The 14,944-nt window shown below is 55.3% G+C and carries 12 protein-coding genes; 4 read left to right on the forward strand and 8 right to left on the reverse strand.

Annotated features, from left to right (window positions below):
- Positions 1–51: 51 nt before the first annotated feature.
- The 3 genes from uxaC to O9K67_RS03230 all read left to right on the forward strand — a co-directional run bounded on the left by uxaC (position 52) and on the right by O9K67_RS03230 (position 3,713).
- Positions 52–1,464, forward strand: coding sequence for a glucuronate isomerase (gene uxaC / locus O9K67_RS03220; RefSeq protein WP_061493063.1), 1,413 nt, complete (start codon positions 52–54; stop codon positions 1,462–1,464).
- Positions 1,465–1,481: 17 nt separating this feature from the next.
- Positions 1,482–2,969 carry a UxaA family hydrolase gene (locus O9K67_RS03225; protein ID WP_061493064.1) on the forward strand — a complete coding sequence of 496 codons (1,488 nt, stop codon included), beginning with the start codon at positions 1,482–1,484 and terminating at the stop codon, positions 2,967–2,969.
- 189 nt (positions 2,970–3,158) lie between these two features.
- Positions 3,159–3,713, forward strand: coding sequence for a YgjV family protein (locus tag O9K67_RS03230; RefSeq protein WP_061493065.1), 555 nt, complete (start codon positions 3,159–3,161; stop codon positions 3,711–3,713).
- 15 nt (positions 3,714–3,728) lie between these two features.
- Here O9K67_RS03230 and sstT read toward each other — a convergent pair whose 3' ends face one another.
- The 6 genes from sstT to O9K67_RS03260 all read right to left on the reverse strand — a co-directional run bounded on the left by sstT (position 3,729) and on the right by O9K67_RS03260 (position 9,498).
- Positions 3,729–4,973 carry a serine/threonine transporter SstT gene (gene sstT, locus O9K67_RS03235; RefSeq protein ID WP_061493066.1) on the reverse strand — a complete coding sequence of 415 codons (1,245 nt, stop codon included), beginning with the start codon at positions 4,971–4,973 and terminating at the stop codon, positions 3,729–3,731.
- A 240-nt stretch (positions 4,974–5,213) separates the two neighbouring features.
- Positions 5,214–6,179: a TerC family protein gene (locus O9K67_RS03240; protein WP_061493067.1), complete on the reverse strand. Its 966-nt coding sequence runs from the start codon at positions 6,177–6,179 to the stop codon at positions 5,214–5,216.
- A gap of 246 nt (positions 6,180–6,425) precedes the next feature.
- Complete coding sequence (locus O9K67_RS03245) at positions 6,426–7,424, reverse strand: Gfo/Idh/MocA family protein (protein ID WP_061493068.1); 999 nt, start codon at positions 7,422–7,424, stop codon at positions 6,426–6,428.
- A 177-nt stretch (positions 7,425–7,601) separates the two neighbouring features.
- Positions 7,602–8,216, reverse strand: a complete 615-nt coding sequence (locus tag O9K67_RS03250; RefSeq protein WP_061493069.1) for a YitT family protein — start codon at positions 8,214–8,216, stop codon at positions 7,602–7,604.
- 250 nt (positions 8,217–8,466) lie between these two features.
- Positions 8,467–8,946, reverse strand: a complete 480-nt coding sequence (locus tag O9K67_RS03255; protein ID WP_061493070.1) for an Lrp/AsnC family transcriptional regulator — start codon at positions 8,944–8,946, stop codon at positions 8,467–8,469.
- Between the two features lie 60 nt (positions 8,947–9,006).
- Positions 9,007–9,498, reverse strand: coding sequence for a M48 metallopeptidase family protein (locus tag O9K67_RS03260; protein ID WP_061493071.1), 492 nt, complete (start codon positions 9,496–9,498; stop codon positions 9,007–9,009).
- A 70-nt stretch (positions 9,499–9,568) separates the two neighbouring features.
- On the opposite strand from O9K67_RS03260, the gene rlmG reads away from it, so the two are divergent.
- Positions 9,569–10,699, forward strand: a complete 1,131-nt coding sequence (gene rlmG / locus O9K67_RS03265) for a 23S rRNA (guanine(1835)-N(2))-methyltransferase RlmG (RefSeq protein ID WP_061493072.1) — start codon at positions 9,569–9,571, stop codon at positions 10,697–10,699.
- Positions 10,700–10,753: 54 nt separating this feature from the next.
- On the opposite strand, the gene O9K67_RS03270 is transcribed toward rlmG, so the two are convergent.
- Positions 10,754–12,775 carry an NADPH-dependent 2,4-dienoyl-CoA reductase gene (locus O9K67_RS03270; RefSeq protein WP_061493073.1) on the reverse strand — a complete coding sequence of 674 codons (2,022 nt, stop codon included), beginning with the start codon at positions 12,773–12,775 and terminating at the stop codon, positions 10,754–10,756.
- A 508-nt stretch (positions 12,776–13,283) separates the two neighbouring features.
- Complete coding sequence (lsrK, locus tag O9K67_RS03275; protein WP_061499748.1) at positions 13,284–14,858, reverse strand: autoinducer-2 kinase; 1,575 nt, start codon at positions 14,856–14,858, stop codon at positions 13,284–13,286.
- Positions 14,859–14,944: the final 86 nt, after the last annotated feature.

Genomic DNA, 14,944 nt, shown 5'->3' on the forward strand with positions numbered 1-14,944 from the left:
TGTCAGCATCTAAGGTAAACATCAGACGCACTCGTTGAGAGGAAGACGATAATGACTCCGTTTATGACTGAAGATTTTCTCCTGGACACTGAATTTGCTCGCCGCCTGTACCACGACTACGCAAAAGATCAGCCAATTTTTGATTACCACTGCCATCTGCCGCCGCAGCAGATTGCAGATAACTACCGCTTTAAAAACCTGTATGACATCTGGCTGAAAGGTGACCACTACAAGTGGCGTGCAATGCGTACTAATGGTGTACCTGAGCGCCTGTGTACCGGGGATGCGTCCGATCGCGAGAAGTTTGATGCCTGGGCGGCAACCGTGCCGCATACAATCGGCAACCCGTTATACCACTGGACGCATCTTGAGCTGCGTCGTCCTTTTGGTATTACAGGTAAGCTACTTTCGCCTTCTACTGCCGGGGAAATTTGGGAGCGTGGTAACGAACTGCTGGCGCAGGATACGTTCTCCGCGCGCGGTATCATGCAGCAGATGAATGTCAAAATGGTCGGCACCACTGACGATCCGATTGATTCTCTGGAGCATCATGCGTCGGTTGCCAAAGACACCACCTTCCGTATCAAAGTGCTGCCGAGCTGGCGTCCGGATAAAGCCTTCAATATTGAACTGGCGACCTTTACTGATTACATGGCGAAACTGGGCGAAGTGTCTGATACCGACATTCGTCGCTTTGCCGATCTGCAAACAGCCCTGAGCAAACGTCTGGATCACTTTGCCGCGCATGGCTGCAAAGTGTCTGACCACGCATTGGACGTTGTGCTGTTTGCCGAAGCCAGCGAAGCCGAGCTGGATAGCATCCTGGCGCGTCGTCTGACCGGTGCAACGCTGAGCGAAAAAGAAGTGGCACAGTTTAAAACGGCGGTACTGGTATGGCTGGGTGCTGAATATGCCCGTCGCGGTTGGGTACAGCAGTACCACATTGGCGCGCTGCGCAACAACAACCTGCGTCAGTTCAAACTGCTGGGGCCGGACGTTGGCTTCGACTCCATCAATGATCGCCCGCTGGCGGAAGAACTCTCCAAACTGTTAAGCAAACAGAACGAAGAAAACCTGCTGCCAAAAACCATTCTTTACTGTCTGAACCCGCGTGATAACGAAGTTCTGGGCACCATGGTTGGTAACTTCCAGGGGGAAGGCATGCCGGGCAAAATGCAGTTCGGTTCCGGCTGGTGGTTTAACGACCAGAAAGATGGCATGGAACGTCAGATGACCCAGCTTGCGCAACTCGGCCTGCTGAGCCGTTTTGTCGGTATGCTGACCGACAGCCGCAGCTTCCTGTCTTATACCCGTCACGAATATTTCCGCCGCATCCTGTGTCAGATGATTGGCCGTTGGGTGGAAGCAGGGGAAGCGCCGGCGGATATCCAGCTGCTGGGCGAGATGGTGAAAAATATCTGCTTTAACAATGCGCGTGATTACTTCGCGATTGAACTGAACTAAAGCCGTTTGAGGTTGATATGCAATACATCAAGATCCATTCGCTGGATAACGTTGCGGTAGCACTGGCCGATCTTGCCGAAGGCGCGGAAGTCGTTGTCGACAACCAGACCGTTCGGCTGCGTCAGGCGGTGGCGCGTGGGCATAAATTTGCCCTGCAGGCCATTGCGCAGGGCGAAAATGTCGTTAAATACGGTCTGCCAATTGGCCATGCGACGTCAGATATCGCGCCGGGCGAGCACATTCATTCCCACAACGCGCGTACCAATCTGAGTGATTTGGACGAGTATAGCTATCAACCTGATTTTCAGGATGAAGGCGCACAGGCGGTGGACCGGGATATTCAAATCTACCGTCGCGCTAATGGTGAAGTGGGGATCCGTAATGAGCTGTGGATCCTGCCAACGGTTGGCTGCGTCAACGGCATTGCCCGCCAGATCCAGAACCGTTTCCTGAAAGAGACGCAAAATGCCGAAGGCACCGATGGCGTCTACCTGTTCAGCCACACCTATGGCTGTTCGCAACTGGGCGACGATCACATCAACACCCGTACCATGCTGCAAAACATGGTGCGTCACCCGAATGCCGGCGCTGTACTGGTGATTGGTCTGGGTTGCGAAAACAACCAGGTCGATGCTTTCCGCCAGACGCTGGGTGAGTTCGACTCTGAGCGTGTTCACTTTATGGTTTGCCAACACCAGGACGATGAAGTGGAAGCCGGGCTTGAGCATCTGCACGAGCTCTATCAGGTCATGCGCAACGATAAGCGCGTACCGGGTAAACTGAGCGAACTGAAATTTGGCCTGGAATGCGGCGGTTCTGACGGGCTGTCCGGTATTACCGCGAACCCGATGCTGGGGCGTTTCTCGGACTATGTCATCGGTAATGGCGGAACAACCGTCCTGACCGAAGTACCGGAGATGTTTGGCGCGGAGCAGATCCTGATGAGCCACTGCCGCGACGAAAGTACCTTTGAGAAGACCGTTACCATGGTCAACGACTTCAAACAGTACTTTATCGCGCATAACCAGCCCATTTACGAGAACCCTTCGCCGGGCAACAAAGCGGGTGGGATCACCACTCTGGAAGAGAAGTCTCTGGGTTGTACGCAGAAAGCAGGCGCCAGCCAGGTCGTGGATGTACTGCGTTATGGCGAACGGCTGAAAACCCACGGTCTGAACCTGCTGAGCGCGCCGGGCAACGATGCCGTTGCAACCAGCGCACTGGCGGGGGCGGGCTGCCATATGGTGTTGTTCAGCACTGGTCGCGGTACACCTTACGGTGGTTTTGTACCGACGGTGAAAATCGCCACCAATAGCGAGCTGGCGGCGAAGAAAAAACACTGGATCGACTTTGATGCCGGTCAGTTGATCCACGGCAAAGCGATGCCGCAACTGCTGAATGAGTTTGTCGATGTGATTGTGGCTATCGCTAACGGTCAGCAGACCTGCAACGAGAAGAACGATTTCCGTGAACTGGCGATCTTCAAAAGCGGCGTAACCCTGTAAGTTACCGTTCGCGTTTGCGCCATGGTTACGCGTATTCACCCCGGTTGCTGATGTGTCAGTTTCCGGGCTGCGCGGGCACTCCGCCTTACCACGGTGCGAAATCTTTTGGTAACGCAGGTAGATCCCCTGATAAAAACGGCGCTCTAATAGAGGCCGTTTCTTTTTTTATCTACCCTTCAAGGATTTTCCATGACCGCGTATTGGCTTGCCCAGGGTGTGGGTGTCATTGCTTTTTTGATTGGTATTACCACGTTTATTAACCGTGATGAAAGACGGTTTAAAAAACAGCTCTCGGTGTATAGCGCCATTATTGGTGTCCACTTCTTTCTGATGGGGGCGTTTCCTGCCGGTTCGAGCGCGATGCTCAACGCCGTCCGTACGCTGATTACCTTGCGCACGCGCAGTCTTTGGGTGATGGCGCTGTTTATCGTGCTGACCGGCGGGCTGGGGCTGGCGAAATTTCACCATCCGATGGAGCTGTTACCTGTAGCGGGCACTATCGTCAGCACCTGGGCGCTATTTCGTTTTAAAGGTCTGCCAATGCGCTGTGTGATTTGGTGTTCTACCGGTTGTTGGGTGATCCACAATATCTGGCTCGGCTCGATTGGTGGCTCATTGATCGAAGGCAGCTTTCTTATCATGAACGGGCTGAATATCATCCGTTTCTGGCGAATGCAAAAACGCGGCATCGACCCGTTTAAAGTCGAAACCGCGCAGCAAAAAGAGACGCCTGCCGCCCGCTGACGGCAGGTGAAGAGGTTAATTACGCAGGGCGTTGTTAACCAGACGCGAATCTTCCGCCTGGCATACCGCTGCGGTGAACAGCACATCCGTGGAGGAGTTGAGCGCGGTTTCGCAAGAGTCCTGCAGCACGCCGATAATAAAGCCGACCGCCACCACCTGCATCGCCACATCGTTGGAAATACCAAACATGTTACAGGCCAGCGGGATCAACAGCAGGGAGCCGCCCGCCACGCCGGAGGCACCACAGGCACAAAGCGACGCCACGACGCTCAACAGCAACGCTGTCGGCAGATCGACCGTAATACCTAAGGTATGGACTGCCGCCAGTGCCAGCACCGTAATCGTGATTGCCGCACCTGCCATGTTAATGGTGGCACCCAACGGGATAGAGACAGAGTAGGTATCGCGATCGAGGTTCAACTTCTCACACAATGCCATATTAACGGGAATATTCGCCGCTGAACTGCGGGTGAAAAATGCGGTGACGCCACTTTCGCGAAGGCAAGTAAAAACCAGTGGGAAAGGGTTGCGGCGGATTTTCCAGAATACCAGCAGCGGGTTAATCACCAGCGCGACAAACGCCATACATCCCACCAGCACGACCAGGAGTTGCGCATAGCCTAACAGCGCACCAAAACCCGATGTCGCAAGGGTGGATGAGACGAGACCGAATATCCCGATCGGGGCAAAGCGGATCACAAGCCGCACCATAAAGGTCACCGCGCTTGCAAAATCCTGCACCAGATTTTTGGTGCTCTCGTTGCTGTGACGCAGTGCAAAACCCAGCCCCACGGCCCATACCAGTATGCCAATGTAGTTAGCATTCATGAGCGCCGTTACCGGGTTGGCGATCATGCTGGTCAGCAAACCACGCAGCACTTCCACAATACCGGAAGGCGGTGCGACATCATTTGCACCGGGTACAAGCTGTAACGTGGAAGGGAACAGGAAACTGACCAGCACGGCGGTCAGTGCGGCGGTGAATGTGCCTAACAGATAGAGCATCAATACCGGGCGCAGATGCGTCTTTTGTCCTTGCTGATGACCGGCGATGGAGGCCATCACCAGCATCAGCACCAGTACCGGCGCTACCGCTTTTAACGCGCTAACAAAAAGCGTACCCAGAATGCCGGTCGCAATGGCGGCGGGAGTGGAAATCCACGCCAGTAAGATACCCAGAATTAAACCAATAAGGATCTGTTTCACCAGGCTGCCATCAATAAGACGTTGCAGTAACCCGGCGGAGCGGTGCGTTGTCATGCCATGTTCCTTTCGTGTTGTGGAGTTGCATCCCGCCTGTCTTTTTTGATGACATTTGTCAGGATGTAACATTTATTTGCAGAAAGAAGTATATGGACTCTGCGGCAACAGGGAAGGGTGGAAGATGTACTTTTCGGGCCTGGCGCTGTTTTTTGATTTTTTGTGTTAACGTTTTGTGATAAAGGCGACAAGGCTGACGCATTCGCCGCTCAGCATAGTGGCAGAGCGGCGAATTACAGCTTACGCCTTCGTTTTTTTGTCGTTCTGGTGGTTAACCCAGGCATTGAGCAGCATAGTCAGCACAAGGATCCCACCCACCACGCCAAGCGAAATGGCGATTGGAATATGGAAGATGTCGACAATTAGCATCTTAATGCCGATAAACACCAGGATCAGCGATAAACCGTACTTGAGCATTGAGAAGCGCTCTGCCACGCCTGCCAGCAGGAAGTACATGGCGCGCAACCCTAAAATGGCGAACAGGTTCGAGGTCAGCACAATAAAGGGATCGGTGGTGACGGCAAAAATCGCCGGAATGCTGTCGACCGCAAAAATCACATCGCTCAGTTCCACCAGAATCAGCACCAGCAGCAGCGGCGTGGCAAACAGCAGCCCGTTTTTGCGCACGAAGAAGTGCTCATTTTCAATGGTGTCTGTCATGCGCAGGTGCCCACGCAGCCAGCGCACCAGCGGCTTATCGCCGATCCCGGTTTCATCCTCTTTCGCCAGCGCCATCTTCACGCCGGTAAATAGCAGGAACGCGCCAAACACATACAGCAGCCACGAGAACTGACTGATCAGCCAGCTTCCCGCGAAGATCATGATGGTACGCAGCACGATCGCGCCGAGTACACCGTAGATCAACACGCGGCGCTGCAACGCAGCAGGCACAGCGAAGTAGCTGAACAACATCAACCAGACAAAGACGTTATCCACCGCCAGTGCCTTTTCAATCAAGTAACCCGTGAGAAAGGCCAGCGCTTGCGTATCCGCAACGGCGCGACCTTCGGTTTGCGCCAGATACCACCAGAACGCGGCATTGAACAGCAAAGAGAGACTTACCCATACCACTGACCAGACGGCCGCCTGCTTCATGGTCATCGTGTGGACGCCGCGACGCCCCTGAAGCAGAAGGTCGATGGCCAGCATAATTGCTACCACAATGGCGAATCCGCCCCATAACATCGGTGTGCCGACACTATTCATCATCAGTTCCTTACCTAAAAAACAAAAACGGCCAACGTCAGAAGACGTTAGCCGCTTGCTTTCGATGCAATGGTTCCTCGCCTTCCGGCAAGGTCTCACTTACGTCGGTAAAGACGCCCGGCGACCGGATGCATATACGCATCGTAATGACGATCCACCGGCAATGAAGTTACTCCCCTTTGCAGGTAACAAAATATGTCAGGATATTCATCCCGTCAATAATATGCCCGCCCTGCTTACGAACCTTTACGCGGGAAGTTGCTGGCTGACATCATCCGCCGGGAAAACCACACCGGTCTGGCGGCGGATCTCCGTTTGCAGTTTTGCGGTGATGCGGCTGACATCCAGCCCCGGATGGTTGACCTGATTCTCTTCCACCAGTTGGGCAAACACGTCGGCCTCATACAGCATGGTGTTGATGTGCTGTGGCTGCGTCAGCTCTTGTGCTTTACCGCCGCGCGGCACAAATGACACTTTCTGGCATTCGGAGATCTTCTCGATCACCAGTGAACCGGCTTCGCCCTGGATTTCGCTGGGTAACACGGAATCACTCACTTTGGAGTGCTGCAATGTTACGCTGAAGTCACCGTAATCCATCACGACCACGCCGTGTGCATCAACGCCGCTCTCAAGCTTACTGGCCGTGGCCTGCACGGCATACGGCTCGCCCCACAGCGCCACGGCGGATGCCAGACAGTAGAAACCAATATCCATAATCGAGCCGTTAGAGAACGCCGGATTAAAGGTATTCGGGTTTTCACCGTCCAGGTAACGCTGATAGCGGGAAGAGTATTGGCAGTAATTGATAAAGGCTTTACGCACCTTACCGACTTTCGCCAGCGACTGTTTCAGCAAGATGAAATTGGGCAGGCTGGCGGTTTTAAACGCTTCAAACAGTACCACCTGATTTTCCCGCGCACAGGCAATCGCCGCTTCTACTTCCCGCAGGTTTGAGGCCAGCGGTTTTTCACAAATCACATGTTTTTTGTGGCTGAGGAAAAGGCGGGTTTGCGGGAAATGCAGGGCATTCGGGCTGGCAATATATACCGCGTCAATCGCATCGCTTTGCGCCATCTCGTCGAGAGAGGTAAACAGGTGTTCGACAGGATAATCGCTGGCGAACGCTTGCGCCTGTTCAAGGCTGCGGGAAAAAACGGCGGTGAGTTTATATTTGCCCGTTTCATGGGCGGCATCGACAAACTGGCGGGTGATCCAGTTGGTGCCTATGACAGCGAAACGTATCATACAGGCGCTGATTCTCCGTAATGGGGGTCTTTTGTCACTCTAGCACGACAGCATGACAAAACCAGTGCACTGCCACGCAGAAGCACAAATGGCATTAAGAAGAAGAGCGCGTCAGCCGGAACCGCGCTGCGTTCAGTTACATCCGGCGGTTAACGCGGGTGGAGGTGCGACACGCTTTTAACCCACGTAACGACCAGGCCGATGGTTCATGGCGATAATCAAATTCAGCAGCGTAGCGCCGGCAACAGACACGACAAGCATCGGGAGGCTCACCACAAACAACGATGCCGTTACGATGCAGGCATCCACCACCATCTGGAATTTCCCCGCGCGGATGCCGCTTTTCTCTTGCAGATAGAGCGCCAGAATGTTCATACCGCCCAGGCTGGCCTTATGGCGGAACAGCACCACAAAGCCCACTCCCATCATAATGTTGGCAAACAGCGTGGCGTAGAACGGATTTAACTGGTCGATATGAATAAAACGGCCATGCAAATCGGAAAAGAGCGACACCATTGCCACGGCGCAAAAGGTCTTCAGCGTAAACTGCGCCCCCATGCGGCGTACGGATAACCAATAAAAGGGCAGGTTAATCACAAAGAAGGCGACGCCAAATGAAATGTGCATGGTGTAGTGGATCAGAAAGGCCAGCCCCGCCGTGCCGCCGGTCAATGCGCCAGACTGGCGAAATAGCACCACGCCGAAGGAGATCATCAGCGTGCCGAATAGCAATGCCAGCGCGTCTTCCAGCCAGGTGTGCGTGAGTGTAGTCGGGGTGAGGACGTTATCCATAAGCGTGCACTATCTATTAAGTCATAAAGATAAGTGTCACTTGCAATAAATACACCAGACTGAACCTGCGTTCACAGTGAATGGCGGAAAAACAGACGGCGTCTACGCTAACAGGTTGAAATTACAAAAAGAGCAATATGCACGATGTGTGCGTCTTCGTTGCGTTTGTGGCGTGCAATGTGCGTTTAAGCGATCTTTTATGCGTGAAGTGATTGTGTTTTTGCACAGTTTTGGGGCGAAATGCCCCAAATCAGGGCAGTGTGTTGCTTCCCGGCATCGACAACCCGTTCTCTTTCAGTCGATGAAGCACGACGGAGGTTTTCAGGTGCGCCACGCTCTTATTTTGCGCCAGAATACCGCTGATCACATGGTTAAGCCCCGGCAAATCCGACACCGCAACCTTCAGCAAATAGTCGTTGTCGCCCGTGGTTTTGTAAGCGTCAAGAATCGCATCAACGCCGCTGACCATCTGGTGAAAGCTTGCCACGCACTCCGGCGTATGGTTCAACAGACGCACTTCTATCAGCCCCAGCATCTCCTGACCCACCGCATCCGGTGCTAGTCTGGCGTGATAGCCCAGAATAAGCTGCGCCTGCTCCAGCGCAATACGTCGCCTGGAACACTGCGATGCCGACAAACCAATCAGTTCACTCAACTCCTGATTTGTCAGGCGGCCATTTGACTGCAACAGCGTCAGGATCTTCAGGTCGAAATCATCAATGTTGTACATGGGCATCACTGGCGGGCGGAAAAGGGTAACCCCCAGACTACCAGTTTTTTGCCCGGCAGGTTATTTCAACGCAAGATGCGTCAGCCACAGGCGGGTGTCGAACTCGAGCTGGTGATAGTGCGGTTCCATATGACAGCACAACTGATAAAACGCTTTGTTGTGATCTTTCTCTTTCAGGTGCGCCAGCTCGTGCACCACAATCATCCGCAGAAAGGCTTCCGGCGCGTCGCGAAACACCGTCGCCACACGAATTTCCGCTTTGGCTTTCAGCTTACCGCCCTGCACGCGTGATACCGCAGTATGCAGACCGAGGGCGTTGTTGAGCACATGGATTTTGCTGTCGTACATCACTTTATTCACCGGTGCGGCGTTACGCAGATACTGGTTTTTCATCTCCAGCGTGTACTGATACAGCGCTTTGTCGGTGGTAATGCCGTGGCTGCCGGGATAGCGTTTTTGCAGCACCTCGCCTAAGCGGTTCTGTTCAATCAATGCGGTTACCTGCGCCAGCAGGGTTTCAGGATAACCCTGAAGGTACGTGAGCGTGTTCATGGCGAAATGTGTTTACTTCCCGACGTATTTAAGCGATAAAACGCGCGAATTTTAGCATTGCGGAGGGGTGATGAGCCAGGTTGAGTTAAACGGACAGTTGTTCACTTTAGACAGATTCCCGGTCGGCGTGGAAGATGCGTCATTACAGGCATGGGACGCGGCGGACGAATATCTGCTGCAGCAGGTGAATGAGGTCACTGGCCCGGTGCTCATCTTCAACGATAGCTTCGGTGCACTGGCGTGCGCGCTGTCGCAACATCACCCGGTCAGCGTAAACGATTCGTACATTGCTGAGCTGGCCACACAACATAACCTGCGCATTAATGCACTTGATGAAAGCAGCGTAACGCAGCAAGACAGCCTTAGCTCGCTGCCTGCTAACCCGGCGCTGGTGCTGATCAAAATACCGAAACACCTGGCATTGCTGGAACAGCAATTGCGCGCGCTGCGTCAGGTGGTAACACCGCAGACGCGTATTATCGCCGGGGCGAAATCGCGCGATGTGCACAACTCCACGCTGGCGCTGTTTGAAACGATCCTTGGGCCAACCACCACGACGCTGGCATGGAAAAAGGCGCGCTTGATCAACTGTACGTTCACTGCACCGGAACTGGCGGATGCGTCACCGCTGGCGAGCTGGAAACTGGACGGCACCGACTGGACCATCCATAACCACGCCAATGTCTTTTCGCGCAGCGGTCTTGATATCGGCGCTCGCTTTTTCCTGCAACACTTACCGGAAGGCGTGGAAGGGGAAATGGTCGATCTCGGCTGCGGCAATGGCGTGATTGGTCTGCAATTGCTGGCGCAAAATCCGGGCAGCCGCGTGCTGTTTGTGGATGAGTCGGCGATGGCCGTCGCCTCTTCCCGACTCAATGTGGAGTCCAACTTACCGGCGGATGTCTCGCGTTGTGATTACATGATCAACAACGCCTTGTCGGGCGTGGATCCGGATCGTTTTGACGCAGTGCTGTGCAATCCACCGTTTCATCAGCAAAGCGCCATCACCGATCATATTGCCTGGCAGATGTTTAATGATGCGCGTCGTTGCCTGAAATACGGGGGCGAACTGCGTATTGTCGGAAACCGGCATCTGGACTATTTCCGTAAGCTGAAGAAGGTGTTCGGCAACTGCGAAACGCTGGCGACCAACAATAAGTTTGTCATCCTGAAAGCGGTGAAAGTGCGTAAAAAACGCTGATGCCGTAAACCGTCCTGCCGGACAGGCATCAGCGCCTTCCGGCAGTCGGCTAACCTAGATTTCCAGCGCCAGCTTTGTCCCTTGCGCGATTGCCCGGCGCGCATCCAGCTCCAGCGCCACATCGCACCCGCCAATTAAATGCACCGTTTTACCCGCTTCCCGTAGCGGATCCGCCAGTTCACGACGCGGTTCCTGCCCGGCGCAGATAATCACATGATCCGCCTCAATCAGTTGCGGTTCACCGTTGATCAACAGGTGCAGACCGGCATCATCGATCTTCTGATAGCTTACGCCGGGGATCATTTTCACCCCGCGCGACAGCAAGGTTGCGCGGTGGATCCAGCCCGTAGTTTTACCCAGACCTTCACCGGGTTTGCTGGCTTTACGTTGCAGCATCACGATACGGCGCGGACTTTTTGGCAGTTGCGGCCCTTCCGGGCGCAGTCCTCCCCCATTTTGCAGGCTGGTATCAATGCCCCATTCCACGCAAAACTCGGCGATATTCTGGCTGGTGGGTTCGCCCGGCTGGCTTAAATACATCGCAGTATCAAAACCAATTCCCCCGCAGCCGATGATGGCCACGCTTTCACCCACCGGGACTTTGTCACGCAATACATCGAGATAACTCAGTACTTTGGGGTGATCAATACCGGGGATGGGCGGAATGCGCGGTTCAATGCCGCAGGCGAGAACGACTTCATCAAACAACGTTAACATGGCAGGCGAAACGCGCTGATTCAGGCATAACTCAACGCCAGTCAGCGCAATCATTCGGCGGTAGTAGCGCAGCGTTTCATAGAACTCCTCTTTGCCGGGGATCTGTTTGGCGATGTTGAACTGGCCGCCAATCTCCGCCTGTGCATCGAACAGCGTTACGCTGTGGCCACGGGTGGCGGCATTTATCGCGAACGCTAACCCTGCGGGACCAGCGCCGACCACGGCGAGGTTTTTCTTGTGCAGCGCCGGGATGACGGGCATCCGGGTTTCATGGCAGGCGCGGGGGTTAACGAGGCAGGAGGTGACTTTGCCGACGAAGATTTGATCGAGGCAGGCCTGGTTACAGCCGATGCAGGTGTTGATTTCGTCTGCGCGGCCTTCCTGCGCTTTTGACACGAACGCCGCGTCGGCAAGAAACGGGCGCGCCATCGAGACCATATCGGCATCGCCGTGAGCCAGGATCGCTTCCGCAACTTGCGGATCATTAATGCGGTTAGTGGTGATCAGCGGCACGCCCACCTGGCCTTTTAATTTTCGCGTCACCCAGCTAAACGCGCCGCGTGGTACCGGCGTGGCTATCGTCGGAATGCGCGCTTCATGCCAGCCGATACCGGTATTAATAAGGGTTGCCCCTGCGGCTTCCACTGCTTTTGCCAGCGTGATGGTCTCGTCCAGCGTCGCGCCGCCTTCCACCAAATCCAGCATCGATAAACGGTAAATAATAATAAACTCGCGGCCCACGGCCTCGCGCACAGCGCGAACCACTTCCAGGGCAAACCGCATGCGCCGGGTGGCATCGCCGCCCCATGCATCCTCACGCTGGTTAGTCCGCGCAGCGAGGAATTCATTGATCAAATAGCCTTCGGAACCCATCACTTCCACACCGTCATATCCGGCCTGCTGCGCCAGTTGCGCGCAACGGGCAAAGTCAGCAATCAACGTGAGGATCTCATCGTGGGTGAGGGCATGCGGCGTGAAACGGTTGATCGGTGCCTGGAGCGCAGACGGCGCGACCAGATGCGGTTGATAGCTGTAACGCCCGGTATGCAGGATCTGGAGCGCGATTTTGCCGCCTTCCTGATGAACCGCATCGGTGATTTGCCGGTGATGGGGAAGCTGGCTGCTGTCGCATAATACCGCGCCGCCTTCCATGGTAACGCCCGAAAGCGCAGGGGCGACGCCGCCCGTGACAATCAGCGCAACGCCGTGCCGTGCGCGTTCGGCATAAAAGGCCGCCAGCCGCTCTGCGCCGTCCGGGCGCTCCTCCAGCCCGGTGTGCATCGAGCCCATCAGTACACGGTTTTTTAGCGTGGTAAAGCCCAAATCCAGCGGGGCGAACAACGACGGGTAATGGCTCATGCTCTCTTCCAATGTAAAATAATTGTTATGTGGTCGGATGAGTTCTACTGTAGCCGTCCCGGACAAAAAGGGAAAAGCGGGAGCGAATGATTGTGATGGGATTCAAAAATCGTTGCCCCTCACCCTAACCCTCTCCCCGGAGGGGAGAGGGGATCTTCTCTTTCCACCTGAAGAGAGGTGATGGCGATTTTCTTTGTCATCCTGTGGCGGGCGGTGAGGATGATTTTCTCCCTCTCCCTCAGTGGGGAAAGGGCCGGGATGAGGGGGAATTCTCTTCCTCCTGTGCCGGGCGGTGATAATGATTTTCTCCCTCTCCCCCTGTGGGGAGAGTGCCGGGGTGAGGGGGAATTCTCTTTCTCCTGTGCCGGGCGGTGATAATGATTTTCTCCCTCTCCCCCAGTGGGGAGAGGGCCGGGGTGAGGGGGAATTCTCTTCCTCCTGTGCCGGACGGTGATAATGATTTTCTCCCTCTCCCCAGTGGGGAGAGGGCCGGGGTGAGGGGCAAAAATTACGCCCGGGTTGTCAGCCCTGGCGCCGTCCACATAGAGGTTGTCAGCCCGCGATCAACCAGACCGAGCTGATCGGCATAGATCTTTTGCCACTTCTGCATCATGGTGTCGTACAGTTCGCGGTGCTGCGGGGCCGGGGTATATTCATGGCTCCACGCCACCAGCCGTTCGCCGGTGGCTGCCAGATCATCATACAGCCCGGCACCCACACCTGCGGCAATCGCGCAGCCCAGCGCGGTCGCCTCTTTCACCACCGGTACACGTACCGGCACGCCTGTGACGTCACTTAAAATTTGCCCCCACAGCGCCCCTTTTGCGCCGCCGCCGGCAAACACTAGGTTGTCAAAGCGCACACCGGAGAAACGCGATATTTGCGCCAGATTACAGGCAGAAACGATGGCGGCGTTCTCTTCCAGCGCGCGAAACAGGGTGGCTTTGTTGCATTTTTCCGGATCGATCGAGAGATTAATAAACGACGGCGCAGCGTGGTACCACTGTTTAAAGTGCATGGCGTCAGAGAAGATCGGCATCACACCCCACGAGCCTGCCGGTACACGGCTGGCCATCTCTTCCAGCAGCGTGTAAGCATCGACGCCCAGCCGTTCAGCGATCAATTTTTCTTCTGCACAGAAGGCATCGCGGAACCAGCGCATGGTCAAGCCGGTGAAGAAGCTGATCGATTCTGCCTGCGCCATACCGGGAATCACATGCGGATTCACACGAATATTCATCTCCGGGTCGACACGCACCTGCGGCAAATTCACCACTTGCTGCCAGAATGTTCCGCCCAGCACGGCGGCCTGTCCGGCCTGTACCACGCCAAGGCCGAGGCAACCCAGTTGTACATCGCCACCGCCCATGACTACCGGCGTGCCTTCGCGCAGGCCGCTCTCCTGCGCCGCCTCGTACGTGACCTCGCCAAGGAGGCTGCCGGTTTCTTTTACCGGAGAGAGAAAATCCGCGCGCAGCCCGGCGATATCCAGCAGTTCTGGACGCCAGTCGCGGGTAAATAGATCAAGCAGTCCAGTGGTACCGGCGTTGGAAGGATCAACCGCCAGCCAGCCGGAAAGGCGGGAGGCCAGCCAGTCGCTGATCATCGAAATGGTGGCGGCATTGCGGTAGATATCCGGACGGTTATGCGCCAGCCAGAGCAAGCGCGGCATGGCGCTGAGTGCCAGCGTCTGACCGGAAACTTCATACACTTCGGCTTCGAAGTGATCGTCGTGGATCTCTTTCAGTTCAGCGACTTCCCGACTGGCGCGGGCATCAACGTTGGCGCAGGCCCAGAGCGCTTCGCCATTGCGATCGTAGAGCACAATGCCTTCGCGCATAGAGCAGCAGGCGATAGACTGGATATCTTCTCCGCGCAGGCTGGCTTTTGCCAGTGCCTGTCGGATGCACTGGCAGGCGAGCTGCCAGTTGGCGTGGAGATCGAACTCCATTGAGCCGGGCACATTTTCGAGGCTCAAGTGTTTCCACTCGGCCTGACCCACCGCTAACTGCCGCCCGGATAAGTCGAAGATCACCGCACGAATGCTGCCGGTTCCTGCATCTAACGCTAATAGATAACTCATGGGTTTTTCCCCCTCGCGCGGCATCAGAGATAAAACTGTGATCCTCGTACGGTCGTAAATATAGTTCACCGCCTACGCTTTTGAAC

It is taken from the genome of Kosakonia oryzendophytica (assembly GCF_027886705.1).
GTDB lineage: Bacteria > Pseudomonadota > Gammaproteobacteria > Enterobacterales > Enterobacteriaceae > Kosakonia > Kosakonia oryzendophytica.

Coding starts and splice junctions, on each gene's coding strand:
- uxaC (WP_061493063.1), top strand. CDS start 52: ATGACTCCGTTTATGACTGAAGATTTTCTCCTGGACACTGAATTTGCT.
- O9K67_RS03225 (WP_061493064.1), top strand. CDS start 1,482: ATGCAATACATCAAGATCCATTCGCTGGATAACGTTGCGGTAGCACTG.
- O9K67_RS03230 (WP_061493065.1), top strand. CDS start 3,159: ATGACCGCGTATTGGCTTGCCCAGGGTGTGGGTGTCATTGCTTTTTTG.
- sstT (WP_061493066.1), bottom strand. CDS start 4,973: ATGACAACGCACCGCTCCGCCGGGTTACTGCAACGTCTTATTGATGGC.
- O9K67_RS03240 (WP_061493067.1), bottom strand. CDS start 6,179: ATGAATAGTGTCGGCACACCGATGTTATGGGGCGGATTCGCCATTGTG.
- O9K67_RS03245 (WP_061493068.1), bottom strand. CDS start 7,424: ATGATACGTTTCGCTGTCATAGGCACCAACTGGATCACCCGCCAGTTT.
- O9K67_RS03250 (WP_061493069.1), bottom strand. CDS start 8,216: ATGGATAACGTCCTCACCCCGACTACACTCACGCACACCTGGCTGGAA.
- O9K67_RS03255 (WP_061493070.1), bottom strand. CDS start 8,946: ATGTACAACATTGATGATTTCGACCTGAAGATCCTGACGCTGTTGCAG.
- O9K67_RS03260 (WP_061493071.1), bottom strand. CDS start 9,498: ATGAACACGCTCACGTACCTTCAGGGTTATCCTGAAACCCTGCTGGCG.
- rlmG (WP_061493072.1), top strand. CDS start 9,569: ATGAGCCAGGTTGAGTTAAACGGACAGTTGTTCACTTTAGACAGATTC.
- O9K67_RS03270 (WP_061493073.1), bottom strand. CDS start 12,775: ATGAGCCATTACCCGTCGTTGTTCGCCCCGCTGGATTTGGGCTTTACC.
- lsrK (WP_061499748.1), bottom strand. CDS start 14,858: ATGAGTTATCTATTAGCGTTAGATGCAGGAACCGGCAGCATTCGTGCG.